This window comes from Citrobacter sp. LST-B2, assembly GCF_057983045.1.
In genome coordinates this window covers 1,795,406-1,809,015 of the sequence record NZ_CP192598.1, presented here as the reverse complement: position 1 = coordinate 1,809,015, position 13,610 = coordinate 1,795,406, and the positions used below count along the sequence as shown (strand labels likewise).

General features: G+C 50.1%; 20 protein-coding genes. 4 read left to right on the top strand and 16 right to left on the bottom strand.

Features of this window, described 5'->3' with window-relative positions; genetic code table 11:
* The first annotated feature begins 2 nt into the window (after window positions 1-2).
* Window positions 3-698: a DUF6216 family protein gene (locus tag ACQ0PY_RS08570; RefSeq protein WP_094464785.1), complete on the top strand. Its 696-nt coding sequence runs from the start codon at window positions 3-5 to the stop codon at window positions 696-698.
* 1 nt (window position 699) lies between these two features.
* Here the strand turns inward: ACQ0PY_RS08570 and ACQ0PY_RS08565 are convergent, their stop codons facing one another.
* From ACQ0PY_RS08565 to ACQ0PY_RS08515, 11 genes are all read right to left on the bottom strand, one after another.
* On the bottom strand, window positions 700-1,149 hold the full coding sequence (locus ACQ0PY_RS08565) for a phage virion morphogenesis protein (protein ID WP_109740073.1): 450 nt from the start codon (window positions 1,147-1,149) through the stop codon (window positions 700-702).
* Window positions 1,142-1,573, bottom strand: a complete 432-nt coding sequence (locus ACQ0PY_RS08560; protein WP_109740072.1) for a phage tail protein — start codon at window positions 1,571-1,573, stop codon at window positions 1,142-1,144. The genes ACQ0PY_RS08565 and ACQ0PY_RS08560 overlap by 8 nt, the downstream gene beginning before the upstream one ends.
* The gene (lysC, locus tag ACQ0PY_RS08555) at window positions 1,536-1,784 is read right to left on the bottom strand and encodes an Rz1-like lysis system protein LysC (RefSeq protein WP_224788329.1); all 249 of its coding nucleotides are present in this window, start codon (window positions 1,782-1,784) and stop codon (window positions 1,536-1,538) included. Before lysC ends, ACQ0PY_RS08560 begins: the two co-directional genes overlap by 38 nt.
* Entirely contained in the window at window positions 1,669-2,097 is a 429-nt protein-coding gene (gene lysB, locus ACQ0PY_RS08550) for an Rz-like lysis system protein LysB (RefSeq protein WP_109740070.1), read from the bottom strand. Before lysB ends, lysC begins: the two co-directional genes overlap by 116 nt.
* Window positions 2,094-2,609, bottom strand: coding sequence for a lysozyme (locus ACQ0PY_RS08545; protein ID WP_109740069.1), 516 nt, complete (start codon window positions 2,607-2,609; stop codon window positions 2,094-2,096). The genes lysB and ACQ0PY_RS08545 overlap by 4 nt, the downstream gene beginning before the upstream one ends.
* Window positions 2,590-2,805: an HP1 family phage holin gene (locus ACQ0PY_RS08540; protein ID WP_000171565.1), complete on the bottom strand. Its 216-nt coding sequence runs from the start codon at window positions 2,803-2,805 to the stop codon at window positions 2,590-2,592. The genes ACQ0PY_RS08545 and ACQ0PY_RS08540 overlap by 20 nt, the downstream gene beginning before the upstream one ends.
* Before the next feature lie 3 nt (window positions 2,806-2,808).
* Window positions 2,809-3,012, bottom strand: a complete 204-nt coding sequence (locus tag ACQ0PY_RS08535) for a tail protein X (RefSeq protein ID WP_000868184.1) — start codon at window positions 3,010-3,012, stop codon at window positions 2,809-2,811.
* Window positions 3,012-3,476 (bottom strand): head completion/stabilization protein, encoded by a 465-nt coding sequence (locus ACQ0PY_RS08530; RefSeq protein ID WP_109740068.1) that lies wholly within the window; start codon window positions 3,474-3,476, stop codon window positions 3,012-3,014. The genes ACQ0PY_RS08535 and ACQ0PY_RS08530 overlap by 1 nt, the downstream gene beginning before the upstream one ends.
* A 93-nt stretch (window positions 3,477-3,569) precedes the next feature.
* The gene (gene gpM / locus ACQ0PY_RS08525; protein ID WP_109740067.1) at window positions 3,570-4,220 is read right to left on the bottom strand and encodes a phage terminase small subunit; all 651 of its coding nucleotides are present in this window, start codon (window positions 4,218-4,220) and stop codon (window positions 3,570-3,572) included.
* Between the two features lie 3 nt (window positions 4,221-4,223).
* Window positions 4,224-5,303 carry a phage major capsid protein, P2 family gene (locus tag ACQ0PY_RS08520; RefSeq protein ID WP_109740066.1) on the bottom strand — a complete coding sequence of 360 codons (1,080 nt, stop codon included), beginning with the start codon at window positions 5,301-5,303 and terminating at the stop codon, window positions 4,224-4,226.
* A 16-nt stretch (window positions 5,304-5,319) separates the two neighbouring features.
* A complete protein-coding gene (locus ACQ0PY_RS08515) occupies window positions 5,320-6,153 on the bottom strand; it encodes a GPO family capsid scaffolding protein (protein ID WP_109740065.1) in 834 nt (277 codons plus the stop codon).
* A 141-nt stretch (window positions 6,154-6,294) separates the two neighbouring features.
* On the opposite strand from ACQ0PY_RS08515, the gene ACQ0PY_RS08510 reads away from it, so the two are divergent.
* Window positions 6,295-8,061: a terminase ATPase subunit family protein gene (locus ACQ0PY_RS08510; RefSeq protein ID WP_150547001.1), complete on the top strand. Its 1,767-nt coding sequence runs from the start codon at window positions 6,295-6,297 to the stop codon at window positions 8,059-8,061.
* Window positions 8,061-9,095, top strand: coding sequence for a phage portal protein (locus ACQ0PY_RS08505; RefSeq protein ID WP_109740063.1), 1,035 nt, complete (start codon window positions 8,061-8,063; stop codon window positions 9,093-9,095). The genes ACQ0PY_RS08510 and ACQ0PY_RS08505 overlap by 1 nt, the downstream gene beginning before the upstream one ends.
* A gap of 19 nt (window positions 9,096-9,114) precedes the next feature.
* On the opposite strand, the gene ACQ0PY_RS08500 is transcribed toward ACQ0PY_RS08505, so the two are convergent.
* From ACQ0PY_RS08500 to ACQ0PY_RS08490, 3 genes are all read right to left on the bottom strand, one after another.
* Window positions 9,115-10,092: a reverse transcriptase family protein gene (locus ACQ0PY_RS08500; RefSeq protein WP_109740062.1), complete on the bottom strand. Its 978-nt coding sequence runs from the start codon at window positions 10,090-10,092 to the stop codon at window positions 9,115-9,117.
* Window positions 10,093-10,263: 171 nt separating this feature from the next.
* On the bottom strand, window positions 10,264-11,001 hold the full coding sequence (locus ACQ0PY_RS08495; RefSeq protein ID WP_109740061.1) for a hypothetical protein: 738 nt from the start codon (window positions 10,999-11,001) through the stop codon (window positions 10,264-10,266).
* Complete coding sequence (locus ACQ0PY_RS08490) at window positions 10,994-11,518, bottom strand: hypothetical protein (protein WP_109740060.1); 525 nt, start codon at window positions 11,516-11,518, stop codon at window positions 10,994-10,996. The genes ACQ0PY_RS08495 and ACQ0PY_RS08490 overlap by 8 nt, the downstream gene beginning before the upstream one ends.
* 355 nt (window positions 11,519-11,873) lie before the next feature.
* Between ACQ0PY_RS08490 and ACQ0PY_RS08485 the strand changes: the two genes are divergently transcribed.
* Entirely contained in the window at window positions 11,874-13,019 is a 1,146-nt protein-coding gene (locus ACQ0PY_RS08485; protein ID WP_150547003.1) for a HEPN/Toprim-associated domain-containing protein, read from the top strand.
* An 89-nt stretch (window positions 13,020-13,108) separates the two neighbouring features.
* On the opposite strand, the gene ACQ0PY_RS08480 is transcribed toward ACQ0PY_RS08485, so the two are convergent.
* The gene (locus tag ACQ0PY_RS08480) at window positions 13,109-13,342 is read right to left on the bottom strand and encodes a DinI family protein (protein WP_109740057.1); all 234 of its coding nucleotides are present in this window, start codon (window positions 13,340-13,342) and stop codon (window positions 13,109-13,111) included.
* An 11-nt stretch (window positions 13,343-13,353) separates the two neighbouring features.
* Complete coding sequence (locus ACQ0PY_RS08475) at window positions 13,354-13,542, bottom strand: hypothetical protein (protein WP_001154444.1); 189 nt, start codon at window positions 13,540-13,542, stop codon at window positions 13,354-13,356.
* Window positions 13,543-13,610: the final 68 nt, after the last annotated feature.

The following is a 13,610-nucleotide window of genomic DNA, read 5'->3' as shown; positions in this document are numbered from 1 at the left end:
GGATGGAGTTTGATAAAATAAATGCATTCTTAGCCACAGCTATAGGTGGATTAATATTTAAATGGCTTGCGGGTGGAGTATCCTCTTTTTGGGCATGGCTAAATAAATCCCATCCAGAAGAAGAATTTTTGGTGTCCAAAATCGGCATCACGAAACCAGTTATCAGGCTGAGTTTTTGCAAGTACAAACTAAACACCAAACCGCATACTAAGAATAATAAAATTTTTCTCACCATATTTGGCTCTATAGTTATAGCTCTATCCGCTGTTGGTTTTTATCAATTCACGAATATTGTTATTCAAGGACCAATACAGTGGATCGATTTCAAATATAAAGAAACAGGTGATTCATTTTGGATTAGACAGGATGAAGCGAGAAACAAGCCAAACAGTCCAAAATGGAATATATCTCCTGACACCTGCCTTAACAAAAAGGCATTAGATACAATCACATCAATAAAACCAAAAACCATTGAATTCATTTGCGGTTACATGCTAGATCCAAAAGGGCGAGATGAATTAGGAAAAGCAGCCAATAAAAACTCACTCGGTATAATGGTCGTGATTCCTATAGCTTATTTATCTCTTCTATTTTTCTTCATGCTTGGCACAGCCATCTTTATTGATTTATATATAAACGCAAAAATCACATTATTCAATAAATCAGAAGCAGAGAAAAGTTATCAATACCTAACATGAACTAAAGCCTAACCAGCCAGCGCAGCAAGGTGTCACGGGTGATGGTTTCCACTTCATCATTTACGCCCAGCAGGCGGCGCTCTGCGTAGCGGACCTCCGGACCTTTTCGGCTGACGCGATCACGGAGACCATAATGGTGAACACGGGCAATGCGCTGCACCTTGTCCTCAAACTGCACGCTGGCAGAGTCGGCACTGGCTGCAGTTTTCAGATATTTTGTTGTGCGCAGCTTCGCAAACATCTGGCGTTTAATGCGCCCCTTTTTAGTCCGGGCAGAAACTTTTCGCGGCTCGTATCCGCTGCCGTCAGGATTGCGCTGCAGCCGGATAGTGTTTTGCTGGCTCCGGCGTAATGCCTGCGCCAGTTCGCGCATCATACGCTGGCGTGCGGCAGGCTCCAGATTCGCCAGCAGCGCTGCCAGCCACTCATCCACTTTATGCAGATTATCCACGTCTCACCGTCCACATTTCTTCTGGCTCGTCAGGTTCCGGCTCTGCCTCAACCGTTGAAATACCGCCATCGGAGCTGACCAGCACGCGCTCCGTCAGTTGCAGGTTCAGGCTGATATCACAGACATCGTTGCGCAGAATATCCACTTCAAAGGTGAACAGTTTTTCGCGCAACTCCGGGTTGTTGATGGCGTCCGGCTGGTTTTCTCTGAGCCATAGCAACACGGGAGCCATCAGCAGATTCTGGTCACTACTGAAATCCTCGATCACCACGTTCAGGGTGTAGCGGTATTCCCATGACATAGAGCTGACACCGGTTGCCACCAGTGAGCCGTTATCAACGAAAAAGTGCAGCTTGTCCGGGTTATCGCGGACATAGGCAACCGCTTTATTCAGGGCGCGGCGTAAGGATTGCGGTTTGTTCACTGTCTCGCTCCTGACACGCAATAATCGTGTCCACTTTGTCAGCACAGATCGCCCAGGCGGCCTCGGTTTCATCCAGCACCGCATTCAGATCGCCGTTACTGCGCGGCGCTGACCTTTCCAGGCGGCACTGCGTCACTCTTGGACAGCCACTCACGGTAAGCTGCACCTCCTGTGAGGGCCGGACGCTCCCGCAGCCGGATAATGTCAGCAGGCAAAAGAGTGTCAGCCCAGCGGCGTAAATCCTCGTTTTCACGTTTCAGTTCCTCGATCCGGCGCTGGCGGCTGCGCAGCAGTGCGGTGGTCTGTTCCGCTGCCGCATAAAGCCGCGTCTGCGCCCGGCTGTTTGTTTCGGTCAGTATGGACAGACCGATCAACTGACTGTTTTTCTTCGTCAGTTCCTGCGTTTTGCTTTTCAGCGCCGCGCCTTGCGTCTCTATGGTGTGAGTGGCATTGTTAAGTCGCCACGACTGCCAGGCCAGCGCCGCGAGCGTCAGAGCCAGCACTACCGCCAGCGCACGCTTCATACGCCTGCCCCTTTAATGCACCAGGCCTGTTCACGCGCACGGCGGTTCTCCAGACCTTTATTTTTCACACCGTTAACGTAAATCCAGCGCGGTAACTGGTTGCAGGCCTGCCACCATTGCTGACGATTGATATAGGACACCATGGTTGACCTGCAGATCGCACCGGTCCCCACATTGAAACCAATACTCACCAGCGCATCGTAAACATGTTGCGGTGGCTTTACTGTCAGGCAGGCATCCAGCCTTTTTTCAGTCAGCAACACATTGTTAATTAACCCCTGCGCCGCCTGCCGTTCCGTGATGGTTTTTCCCGGCACCACACCGGACGTGTTGCCTATCCCGTCAGTCCACACGCCCGCGCTGCACTGATAAGGCTGCAGGCGGCACCCCTCGTAATCGGCAATCAGTTTCAGCCCCTCAACGGAGGTATGAAGCGACTGGAAACCGGGCAGCGTGGCGGCGATAGCCAGCACCGCCCCGACAAGGCAGCGCTTAACGATTGAAGGATTCATATTCCCCCCGCGAAATTTTGCCGCCACGTAACAATTTGAAAGACTGGTGTTTGTAGTACCAGTTGATCGCCAGCATCAGCACACCAATCAGTACGCCGCCAACCGTTGACGCATCCTTGAGCGACAGATCGCCCAGCCATGCCAGCAGCACGGCGATGCAGTAAGTGATAAAGGCGCTGATTCGTTCAAGCGTCATAATTCAGTCCCATAGCTGGACGGTCTGCGCCGTGGTTGACGCCGTAATGTCCGGCAGCTCCACCTGCAGCCCGTGCGGTAAAAATGGGCCGTACTCAGCCAGCCCCGGATTTGCCTGCAGAACCTGCTCAGTGACACCCTGCGTGCGCCCGTAATGACGCCAGCAAAGCGCGTCCACCGTGTCATACTGATGCGCACGCACTTTCATCAGATAAGCTCCACCGTACAGTGCGGTGCATCCTGCACCCGGCTGATAGCCCAGCGGGCATCACGCCACAGATCACCGCTGGCCTCCGACAGCTCCTCCCCTCGCTTCACGCCTGACGCCGTGGCGTCATAGTCCTGATAACGCTCATTGAGCACAGCGCGCGCCCAGCAAAAAACGGCGTTGTGGTAGTGCTGGATACGTTCGCTTTTGCCGTCCAGCATTTCTGCTGGAACGTCTGCAAGTGTCTGCCAGCCCAGCATCTGCTGACGGTTGCGGAAGTCGTACAGCTCAGCGTTAACCTCAGAGATCGCCGTCAGCACGACCTGCTTTAAACGCGGCTGCGTCACCGTGCCATCAGTGCGCATCACACTGCGAAACTCCGACAGGTCCACATCAGGCCAGAACGGCGTGTTTTTGATGACCTCCGCCTGTTCCGGTGCCTGTTCGGGCGCAACAAACTTCATGCGGCTTTCTCCTGAATAAGTGGGCGGTGGACGGGGTTTTGATGTGGCAGAGCCTTTCGCCACCCCGTGCCGCCCGTGCGCGGGGCACGTTCTTTAGCGGCTGTCATTGCGCAGTCTGCGTTCCAGCTGCTGCTTTTCTTTCTTCACTCCACAGCGTGGATCGAGCTGCAGCGCATGGGTAAGATGATTCAGGGCAGATGCCGGGTTGCTTTCGCTCAGTACAGCACCGATGGCTTTATGCAGGCGCGCCCGCGACTGGTCCGGCATATCCAGATCCGTTGTCAGGTCCAGCGTCTGTAAAAGCAGATCGGCATCAAAACCGGCAGCGGCTAGCAGAGCGCCTTGCGCCGCGTCTGCCATTTCTTCTGCCAGCACGGTCTGCACGTTACGGTTGCCCAGCGGCATCACCCAGCCATGGCGCAGCGCATGACGCCCGATTTCCAGCGCACCGGCATAATCACCGGCGTCGATACGCCACAGCATCACGAACATCAGCACGTCATCCTGCTGCGTACCTCCGGCAGCCAGCACGCCCTCCGCCCAGGCGGAATATTTCGGCAGCAGTTCCACCTTGATTTCCGCCTTTTTCACCGTGGACTGGACGCCCTTGAGGCGCCGGCGGTCTTCTGCCAGCTGCAGCAGCATCAGGTCATAGCCCGACGCATGGCGAACACTGCCGCCCTCACGGGCGGCCTGTTCGGCCTGAATGCGCAGGCGGTGCTGCCGTGCGGGACTCAGGCTCATGCATTACTCTCCGGCTTCTGTTTCTGTGGCTGCAGCAGGTGCTACAGGTGGGGTGAAATCACCGATTTCGATGTTTTCCACCAGTGCCGCGCAGCGGTAATCCTCGACCACATACGCCTCGTTAACGGATTCAAAGTTTTCGATGCGGTCACGTTTCGGGTTGTCGATAACAGAACGGCGGCGGGTGTCTTCCTGCCAGTAGATGGACAGGTTATCCAGACGGGTGATCAGCAGGGCATTTGCCGGGAAGAAAGGCGCACGTACGGCCTGCAGGCCGCCCATGCGTTTCTGACTGATGATCAGATCGGCGGCTATTTTCTCGCTGTTGTCCTGCTCTTTGTTAACCAGCGGGAAATATTTGTCGGACAGCAGTTCACGACCACAGACAACCACCAGATCGTCATCATCCTGGTAAACCACGTCGATCAGTTCGTTGACGGCATCCATCACCAGTGCGTCCAGGTTGGCGTAGTCGCCCTCCTTGCCCACTTTCACTGCATCTTGGGTGGTTACGCCGTCTTTCGTCGTGCTGCCCATGACATGATCCGGCGCATCTTCGCGGATTTTCTGCAGCCAGCCTTTATTGACGTCCTGCAGCAGCGGGTTTTCACCACGGTTAGAGGTTTTGGCGCGCTTCTCGCCATTAAAGCCAATCATGATGCGGTCCAGTGCCTGACGCTTGACGATGGCGTTGCGGATACGCACCTGGAAGTCCTGGAACTTCGCCCACAGGTCCAGCTTTGCGTAGGTCAGCACCGTATCAAAGTTGGTCTGTTCGCATTTATATTCCGCGTCCTCCATCAGCATCGGATCGGTAGGTTCGCGCTCTTTGGTGGTGGTGTCTGTGGTTCCGGCAATGGTGCTGCCAACGCCCAGCCCCAGCAACTGACCGGACTGCTCAGTGACCGGCGTGATGTTAATCAGCGTAAGGAAAGCGGCAGACTGCTGGATCTGGTCTTCCAGCGTCTGCTGTACGGTCGGCTCCACGGTGAATTTGCTGGAAAGTTCTTCGACCTCCACACCGTTCAGGCGCGCTAGTTGCTGCAGGTAGGCGTTAAAGGCAAAGCGGGTTTTCTTTTTCATCGGATTTTATGCTCCATCAGCAATTGGTCAGGGTGCCTGCCGGTGCGTCGCCGCCCGGCGCGCGCTGGCGGTAATCCTGGCGACTGTCTTCACGGCTCAGCTTCTGCTCAAGCTCGGCAAAGGAGGCCTGCTGTTCCTGCAGGGAGGACTCCAGCGCGGAAAGGCGTTCACCGTTTTCAGCCAGGGATTTGTCAGTGCGTTCGCTCAGGTTCTGTTGCTCAGTGGCGACCAGCTCCACGGCTTTATGCACGTCGGAGAAACGCGCCTCGTCGGTCTGCTCTTTTTTGGTGAACAGCGCGGTGACGCGGGCAAACAGGGACGGCTTATCGTCCTGGGCTTCTTCCAGTTCGATCGCCGTTTCTTCGGCGGCGGTAAACAGGTTTTCAGGGTTCTGCTTGCGGTTCGCCAGCGGGTTGTGCGTGGCACTGGCGCTGAAGGTCAGCATTTCAGTGCCGAGACTCGCCGGATCGTCAGTCGCCGCCAGCCCCACAAGATAGGCTTTACCGGTGTCGGCAAACTTCGGGCTGACCTCCATGGAGGTAAACAGCTTCTGGCCTTTTTTCACCAGTGCCACCAGGGAGTCCGTCGGCTCCACGTCGGCATAAAGCGCCATCTTGCCCGCCAGTGGGCCGTCCTGGATTTCTTCTGCAACCAGCGCCGTCACTTTGCCGTAACGGTTGAAGGCACTGTCCGGGGAGTAAGACTTGATGTGCTCCAGATTAATCAGCGCGGTGTAGACCGTCGGGTTGTAGCTGGCAGCCATCTGAACCAGCCATTCACGCTGGATTTCGCGCCCGTCGGTGGTGGCACCTTCCACCCCGATGCGGAAACGCTTTGCTTTCACTGTCATGAGCCGTGCTCCGTTAAAAAAACTTACTGGAGCCTTATGGTTGCGGTGATGGGGGTAGTGAAACAACGCGCGGCGCTTGTAGGGTCAGTCACACAATCCGCCGCCGGGGAAAGCCGCCAGTCAAGACCGTAGGCTTGTGTCATGGATATGACACTGACCCCCGCAGACCTCGATCCCCGTCGGCAGGCCATGCTGCTGTACTTTCAGGGATACCGTGTAGCCCGCATTGCTGAAATGCTGGGCGAGAAAGTTGCAACCGTTCACAGCTGGAAAAAGCGCGACGAGTGGGGCAAGTATGGTCCTCTGGATCAGATGCAGCTCACCACCGCCGCGCGTTACTGCCAGCTCATCATGAAGGAGCAGAAGGAAGGGAAAGACTTCAAAGAGATTGACCTGCTGGCGCGCCAGTCCGAGCGCCACGCCCGGATCGGCAAATTCAACGATGGCGGCAACGAGGCTGACCTCAATCCCAATGTGGCCAACCGCAACAAAGGCCCGCGCAAACAGCCGGAAAAAAACCTGTTTACCGACGAACAGATCGAGAAACTGCAGGAAGTTTTTCACAATTCAATGTTTGCCTACCAGCGCCACTGGTGGGAAGCAGGCAACCGTCATCGCATCCGCAACCTGCTCAAGTCACGCCAGATTGGCGCGACCTTCTTCTTTGCCCGTGAGGCGCTGATTGACGCCATCACCACCGGGCGCAACCAGATTTTCCTCTCCGCCAGTAAGGCCCAGGCGCACGTCTTTAAGCAGTACATCATCGACTTTGCCAAAGAGGTGGATGTGGAGCTGAAAGGCGACCCGATGACGCTCAGCAACGGGGCGTGTCTGTACTTTCTCGGCACCAACGCCCGCACGGCGCAGAGCTACCACGGCAATTTGTACCTGGATGAATATTTCTGGATACCGAAATTCCAGGAGCTGCGCAAGGTCGCCTCCGGGATGGCCATTCACAAGAAATGGCGCCAGACCTACTTTTCCACGCCGTCCAGTCTGACCCACAGCGCCTACCCGTTCTGGTCCGGCGCACTGTTCAACCGGGGCCGTGCCAAAGCGGACAAGGTGGATATTGACCTGACCCACGCCAGTCTGGCTCCCGGCCTGCTTTGTCCGGATGGACAGTACCGGCAGATAGTCACCGTGGAAGACGCGGTGCGCGGCGGCTGTAACCTCTTCGATATCGACCAGTTGCGCATGGAGTACAGCCCGGACGAGTACCAGAACCTGCTGATGTGCGAGTTTATCGACGATCTGGCGTCTGTGTTTCCGCTCAGCGAGCTGCAGGCGTGCATGGTGGACAGCTGGGAAGTCTGGTCAGATTTTCACGCGCTGGCGCTGCGCCCGTTTGGCTGGCGAGAAGTCTGGATCGGATACGACCCGGCGAAAGGTACGCAGAACAGTGACAGCGCAGGCTGCGTGGTTATGGCCCCGCCCACTGTACCTGGCGGGAAGTTCCGCATTCTGGAGCGCCATCAGTGGCGCGGGATGGACTTCCGCGCCCAGGCGGACGCCATCAAAAAACTGACGCAGCAGTACAACGTGACCTATATCGGCATCGACTCGACCGGCGTCGGTCACGGTGTTTATGAGAACGTAAAAGCGTTCTTTCCTGCCGTGCGGGAGTTTGTCTACAACCCCAACGTCAAAAATGCCCTGGTGCTCAAGGCGTACGACATTATCAGCCACCGCCGTCTGGAGTTTGACGCCGGGCACACCGACATTGCTCAGTCCTTTATGGCAATTCGCCGTGCCACCACTGCCAGCGGCAACCGCCCAACCTACGAAGCCAGCCGCAGCGAAGAAGCCAGCCACGCAGATTTGGCATGGGCAACGATGCACGCACTGTTTAACGAACCGCTGCAGGGCGAATCCGCCAATACCAGCAACATTGTGGAGATTTTTTGATGAGTGAACTCGACGCCCTGACCAGCACCGCGCCAGTGCAGGAGGCCGAACAGCAGAAGAATACAACTCACGCCGAAGCGTTCAGCTTTGGCGATCCGATCCCGGTCCTGGACCGCCGCGAACTGCTGGACTATGTGGAATGCGTGCAGATGGACAAATGGTATGAGCCGCCCGTGAGCTTTGACGGCCTGGCTCGCACCTACCGTGCCGCCGTACATCACAGCTCGTCAATTGCCGTGAAGCGCAACATTCTGACCAGCACGTTTATCCCGCATCCTTTGCTGAGCCAGCAAGCATTCAGTCGCTTCGTACAGGATTATCTGGTGTTTGGTAACGCCTACCTGGAGAAACGGACGAATCGGCTGGGCGGCATTCTGTCGCTGGAGCCATCGCTGGCGAAATACACCCGCCGCGGGATCGATCTCGACACCTACTGGTTTGTGCAGTACGGCATGACCACGCAACCGTATGAGTTCACCAAAGGCAGCATCTTTCACCTGATGGAACCGGATTTGAACCAGGAGATATACGGCCTGCCGGAATATCTGTCCGCCATCCCTTCGGCCCTGCTGAACGAGTCCGCCACGCTGTTCCGCCGGAAGTATTACATCAACGGTAGCCACGCGGGTTTTATCATGTACATGACCGACGCTGCACAGAACCAGGAGGATGTGAACAACATCCGCCAGGCGATGAAGAGCGCCAAAGGGCCGGGCAACTTCCGCAACCTATTTATGTACTCACCCAACGGCAAAAAGGACGGCATTCAAATCATCCCTCTGTCAGAGGTAGCCGCGAAGGATGAGTTTTTGAACATCAAGAACGTGAGCCGCGATGACATGATGGCAGCGCACCGCGTGCCTCCGCAGATGATGGGGATTATGCCGAGTAATATTGGGGGGTTTGGGGATGTGGAGAAGGCCAGCCTTGTTTTTGTAAGAAACGAATTATTACCATTACAAAAACGGATCGAAGAATTGAATGATTGGATAGGAGACCAGATCATATCCTTTGGAGTATATGAACTAAACTAAATGAGCGAGGGCATTGCCCTCATTCATTTAATCTATCAATATAATCGCTATAGTTTATATGTCCTTTGATTTTATCTAGATCCTCTAAAACTACTTTCCCTGTGTTCAGTAGATGCTTGTATGCTCTGATTTTGTTACGATAACCTTTTGTCAATCTCGGTTTAATTTCATGCACTAAAAAGCCATGAACCTTTAACCTATTGGGTGCTTTTGCTATTTTAAGTTTTTCATCAGCAACAATCCAATTATCGGAAACCAATATTTGCACAATACGCTCTTTGAGCGAATTAATATCAAAACTCTCATCTTCGCTAGAGAAAGTCAAATCATCTGCATATCTAGTATATTTAACATTAAGGTCAGCAATCAATTCATTTATTTTAAAGTCAGTTTTGCTAAATACTAAATTTGAAATAACCGGACTGCTTGGCGCACCTTGGGGAAGTCGCTGATTCAAAGTAAGCAAATCACTCAACTTAGACGCTTGGTCTTCTCTATATCCTATCTCAGTTAATGCTAAAACCACTGCTTCCGATGTGATCGTATGGAAAAAATCCCTAAGATCAATAGACATGATCCATTTCGCACCACAATGCACACTTGCGGCCTCATATATTCCATTTTTACCAGGAATGAACGCGAATGCACTTTTACTAAGTGTAATATTGCCATTGAGACTAATATGATATGCAAACCATGACTGAATAATTTTTAAGCTAACTTTTGGCGCTTCAATAATGCGTTTCTTTTTACCTTTTCCTTTAGATATTGGAAAAACACGATAGTATTTTGATTTATTCTTTAATATCGATGTAATGAATTGCGGGCTAACACCGATAGCAACAGACAAAATACTCCATGATACTAATGGTGGAAGTCCCAGTTGTTGTAATCGCAACAGCTCAGCTGAATATCTGTCTCTCAGGGGTTTGCTCAATGCCTTAAGCAATTGCTCAGCGTCAGCAAACGTAAAGAATAGGGGTAGTGGCGTTTTCATTAGGTCAATCCTTAAGCAAAGCTGATGAAAACTTTCGTTGATGACGCCTGCGAATCAGCAGACGTTTCGAAGGAACGACTGCTGATTTGCAGGCGCCCATTCTGTCCGCGACCTTCACAAATGAGCATGATACATGCTCTCGTGAACGCCACTACCAACATGAACATATCACTATAGATGTTTGCGCGCAAGATAAAGGACCCTCTCAATATCAGAGCTTTGACTAGATTTAGATACAGGAACTATTTCTAACCCTGCCAAAGTCATTCTATAAGTACCGTCGTGACTCCTTAATAAAAAACCTTTTTTACGCAAATTGTCCAGTTTTCCATTGAGCCAGTCTAGTGATTCAATATGATAATCACCATTATCAAGCTCATTAAACAACCCTTGCAGATCAAACGGCTGACATTTTTTCGCTGCTCTCAAAAGCATCATCATCGTAGGTTCAGGATTATTTTTAACTTCATATAAAAAAGAAGTTATTTTGATATTAAAATTTTTCAACATCCCTGAAACCAATGATTCCCATTTATCTCTTTCAGATGAGGTGAGGTTTTTGCAAAAAGTATAAAGCAAAGCATGTTGTGAATCAGAGAAGGATAAGTTCAATGCAGATACCTTCCCTTTTTTAAAATTACTCCTTGCTAAAGCTTCCAAAGCCACTTCAATATTTTCTTTATCTGAAAAGGGAGAGTAACTAACTAGAACCTTAGCATTTAACTGTTCTTCTATTTTTTTAACCAATAATGATATCTGACGTTTTGTTATGTATTCTGAAGCAGCCAGAGGTACAATTTTGTTCATCGGGATAATCAACAAAATTGTATCCATAAAATCCGTTACATCTTTAACTCTTATGAATGGGAACTTCAACAGTAGTTCGGATAACAATTTCTGGTTAGACAAAGCCAACCTCCTTCATGATTTTGGTAACTTTTGCTCTTTCAACATTAATAGTTTGCAACCAACCTTTAGCAGAGGCAACTGATGTTGCGTTAATAGAAAAACAACCATCGCCAAAAATCATTTCAATTTCAGGTTCATAATCCACAACCCCTCTAATTGTATATGCCAAGGACATTGTAGATGCCATATTATCCAAAGATGTAAGTAGCATGCTTTTTTTTGACTGATACTCACCTTGGGTTAAATCACCAATCCTTTCGGACTTCTTGAGTTCAATATCTATTTTTTTATTTACACTCACCCGTAATAATGTTGGCACTTCAGCGTGTTTAACCTTACCCCAGTTCGAGTCAATAGTTGATACAAACTCACGCACGTTGAGAAAACAGGCATAATAGTATCGATTGAAAGCAGAGCGGCCATATGCATCCGCTAATACTGTATGTCCCTCGCCTTTCCTGCGAGTTGCATTAGCCTGCTTAGCAAGATGATCTGCTACAAGGTGTAAAACAGTCATGATGTGCCCACCCCCTTTCTATTCCTCCTATATATAACAAATTACGGTTAATTTCTATATCTGCGCGCGCTCGTATCCCCGCCACGCCTGCCCGCTTTGTGTAGCGGTTTTCATGCACCTGCATGACATAAGCAAAAGCCCGCCAGTTCTGGCGGGCCTCAGCAAAAACGATCCTCAAACGATCATGCGGATTCATGCGGCATAGACATGCACTCTTTAAAATTTCGCGTTTACATCGTAGTTTGTGCACATCAATAAGATTAGAATCAAATCCGCATACGGTTACAGGGACATGCTGATAACAAATCACACAGCCCTATGATGTGTTGTTTATGGACTACAGATGAGGTCATATATGGGTTCTTTCGCTAGCATCACGCTAAATGGCTTAACCATCCAAGAATGGAAAAACTCCTGGCATCGTTGGTATTTTAGAGAGAGTGAGCGTGTACGTAACGTCGACGACAACACCGGAGAATTTATCTTTCTAGGGTATAGGTCCACCGCTGGTACAATTCGCAAACGGCTAGAATTAGATGGATTTTCATATAAACAGCTTGAAAATGAATTCAGTGAGATGCGCTCAAAGTGGATTGACATGCTGGAAGGTTATTATGATGAAAGCCTCCACCAAACTGAATTAAAGATTTTAAGAGAGTATCCCAAGATGCAGTCATGGGTAGATCTTCTTTTAACTGCTCAAGAAAATGAATTTTCGCAAAACAAAAACCTTGAGAATGATTTGTTAGAATTCATGCTGTCTGAAGATTTCGAAGAGTATCCATTCTATTCCGCAGCAAATTTCCACTTCCCGTGTAAAACAATTGAAAGCTGGGCAATAGCAATATTAAGCATTTCGCCTGATGATGCAATTATTGAGTTAGACATAACAGAATTAGCCAATGCTGGGTGGACTGATGATTTTCATGACCTAGCAGAAATTCAAGCAGAAAAAACATACTTCCTCAATAATTTCACACAATTCATTGATGAACTAATAACCCTCCCAATAAACTTACCAGAATTTCATTTAATGAACCGCCTCGCATTTTCCGGAGTGATTTCAGCATTCGAGGCATACCTTTCTGACACAATGAAAAAGCAGGTGATGACACGCCCAGCTGTAAAGCGTCGATTTGTTGAGTCTCACGATAAATTCTCAGCAAAAAAACTCACGCTCAATGACATTTTCACAAAATTAGATGAGCTAGATAAATTAATAGTTGAAGAATTGGATTTCATATCTTTCCATAACATGGACACAATTCCTAAATTATTCAACAAAGTGCTTTTCGTTGAGTTTCCTAAAAATAGAATTGCTAAATTATGCGAGGCAGTAAAAAAACGTCATGACATAGTTCATAGAAACGGTAGAGATACTGCAGGAAAATTAACCAATATTTCAAAAGATGATGTAATTGGCCTCATTGAATTAACTAAAGAGGTTGTATTTAATATCGACCGCCAGATTCTGGATCTCCAAAGACATGTTGATGACTAACATAATTTTTATTATAACCTAACGCCTCGCCCTGCTCGTTGTTCAACCTTGCTGACGTCAGTATCAAGTCCTGACGCCAGCAACGTTCCTTAATGCAGCCAGCTGTCGTCTTCCCAAACCTGCTGCATAATTTCCATCACTCGCTTTTTGTCTTCATCAAGCTTTAACCCACTCAACTCAACGCCATTTGCCGAGCCTTTGCGAATGCGGATTGCTGTCTTTGGATAGATAGGTTGCAGATTTCGGTAAAGCTCGGATTCAAGGGCTTCCAGTGTGGCCTGGCTAATCTTCTGCTCTTTATCGATCATTATTTCAATGCGCATACAGATTCCCTTTAACTGGTAACGTCCATTGATCGGCTGTATTCATGGCTGCGAATTTTCGCCATCAACTCGTCTGTCAGTTCGGACACCCACTGGATAGCCAGCCGCTTTTCTTCGTCGCTGCATTCACTAGCCGCTACAAGCTTGATAAAAAAATCAATACGCTGGAGCTTTAATGACTCCAAAAGATAGTCCTGCATCTTCCCTCCTATCATTACACGGATACACAACAACTGTATATATACCCACTGTTTGCATGTACAGTAAA

Bases quoted from the DNA above. Each gene is read 5' to 3' on its own strand.
- ACQ0PY_RS08545 (WP_109740069.1), bottom strand. From the start codon at position 2,609: ATGAATCCTTCAATCGTTAAGCGCTGCCTTGTCGGGGCGGTGCTGGCT.
- ACQ0PY_RS08500 (WP_109740062.1), bottom strand. From the start codon at position 10,092: ATGAAAACGCCACTACCCCTATTCTTTACGTTTGCTGACGCTGAGCAA.
- gpM (WP_109740067.1), bottom strand. From the start codon at position 4,220: ATGAGCCTGAGTCCCGCACGGCAGCACCGCCTGCGCATTCAGGCCGAA.
- ACQ0PY_RS08480 (WP_109740057.1), bottom strand. From the start codon at position 13,342: ATGCGCATTGAAATAATGATCGATAAAGAGCAGAAGATTAGCCAGGCC.
- ACQ0PY_RS08485 (WP_150547003.1), top strand. From the start codon at position 11,874: ATGGGTTCTTTCGCTAGCATCACGCTAAATGGCTTAACCATCCAAGAA.
- ACQ0PY_RS08490 (WP_109740060.1), bottom strand. From the start codon at position 11,518: ATGACTGTTTTACACCTTGTAGCAGATCATCTTGCTAAGCAGGCTAAT.
- ACQ0PY_RS08475 (WP_001154444.1), bottom strand. From the start codon at position 13,542: ATGCAGGACTATCTTTTGGAGTCATTAAAGCTCCAGCGTATTGATTTT.
- ACQ0PY_RS08570 (WP_094464785.1), top strand. From the start codon at position 3: ATGGAGTTTGATAAAATAAATGCATTCTTAGCCACAGCTATAGGTGGA.
- ACQ0PY_RS08510 (WP_150547001.1), top strand. From the start codon at position 6,295: ATGGATATGACACTGACCCCCGCAGACCTCGATCCCCGTCGGCAGGCC.
- lysB (WP_109740070.1), bottom strand. From the start codon at position 2,097: ATGAAGCGTGCGCTGGCGGTAGTGCTGGCTCTGACGCTCGCGGCGCTG.
- ACQ0PY_RS08540 (WP_000171565.1), bottom strand. From the start codon at position 2,805: ATGACGCTTGAACGAATCAGCGCCTTTATCACTTACTGCATCGCCGTG.
- ACQ0PY_RS08520 (WP_109740066.1), bottom strand. From the start codon at position 5,303: ATGAAAAAGAAAACCCGCTTTGCCTTTAACGCCTACCTGCAGCAACTA.
- ACQ0PY_RS08535 (WP_000868184.1), bottom strand. From the start codon at position 3,012: ATGAAAGTGCGTGCGCATCAGTATGACACGGTGGACGCGCTTTGCTGG.
- ACQ0PY_RS08515 (WP_109740065.1), bottom strand. From the start codon at position 6,153: ATGACAGTGAAAGCAAAGCGTTTCCGCATCGGGGTGGAAGGTGCCACC.
- ACQ0PY_RS08505 (WP_109740063.1), top strand. From the start codon at position 8,061: ATGAGTGAACTCGACGCCCTGACCAGCACCGCGCCAGTGCAGGAGGCC.
- ACQ0PY_RS08530 (WP_109740068.1), bottom strand. From the start codon at position 3,476: ATGAAGTTTGTTGCGCCCGAACAGGCACCGGAACAGGCGGAGGTCATC.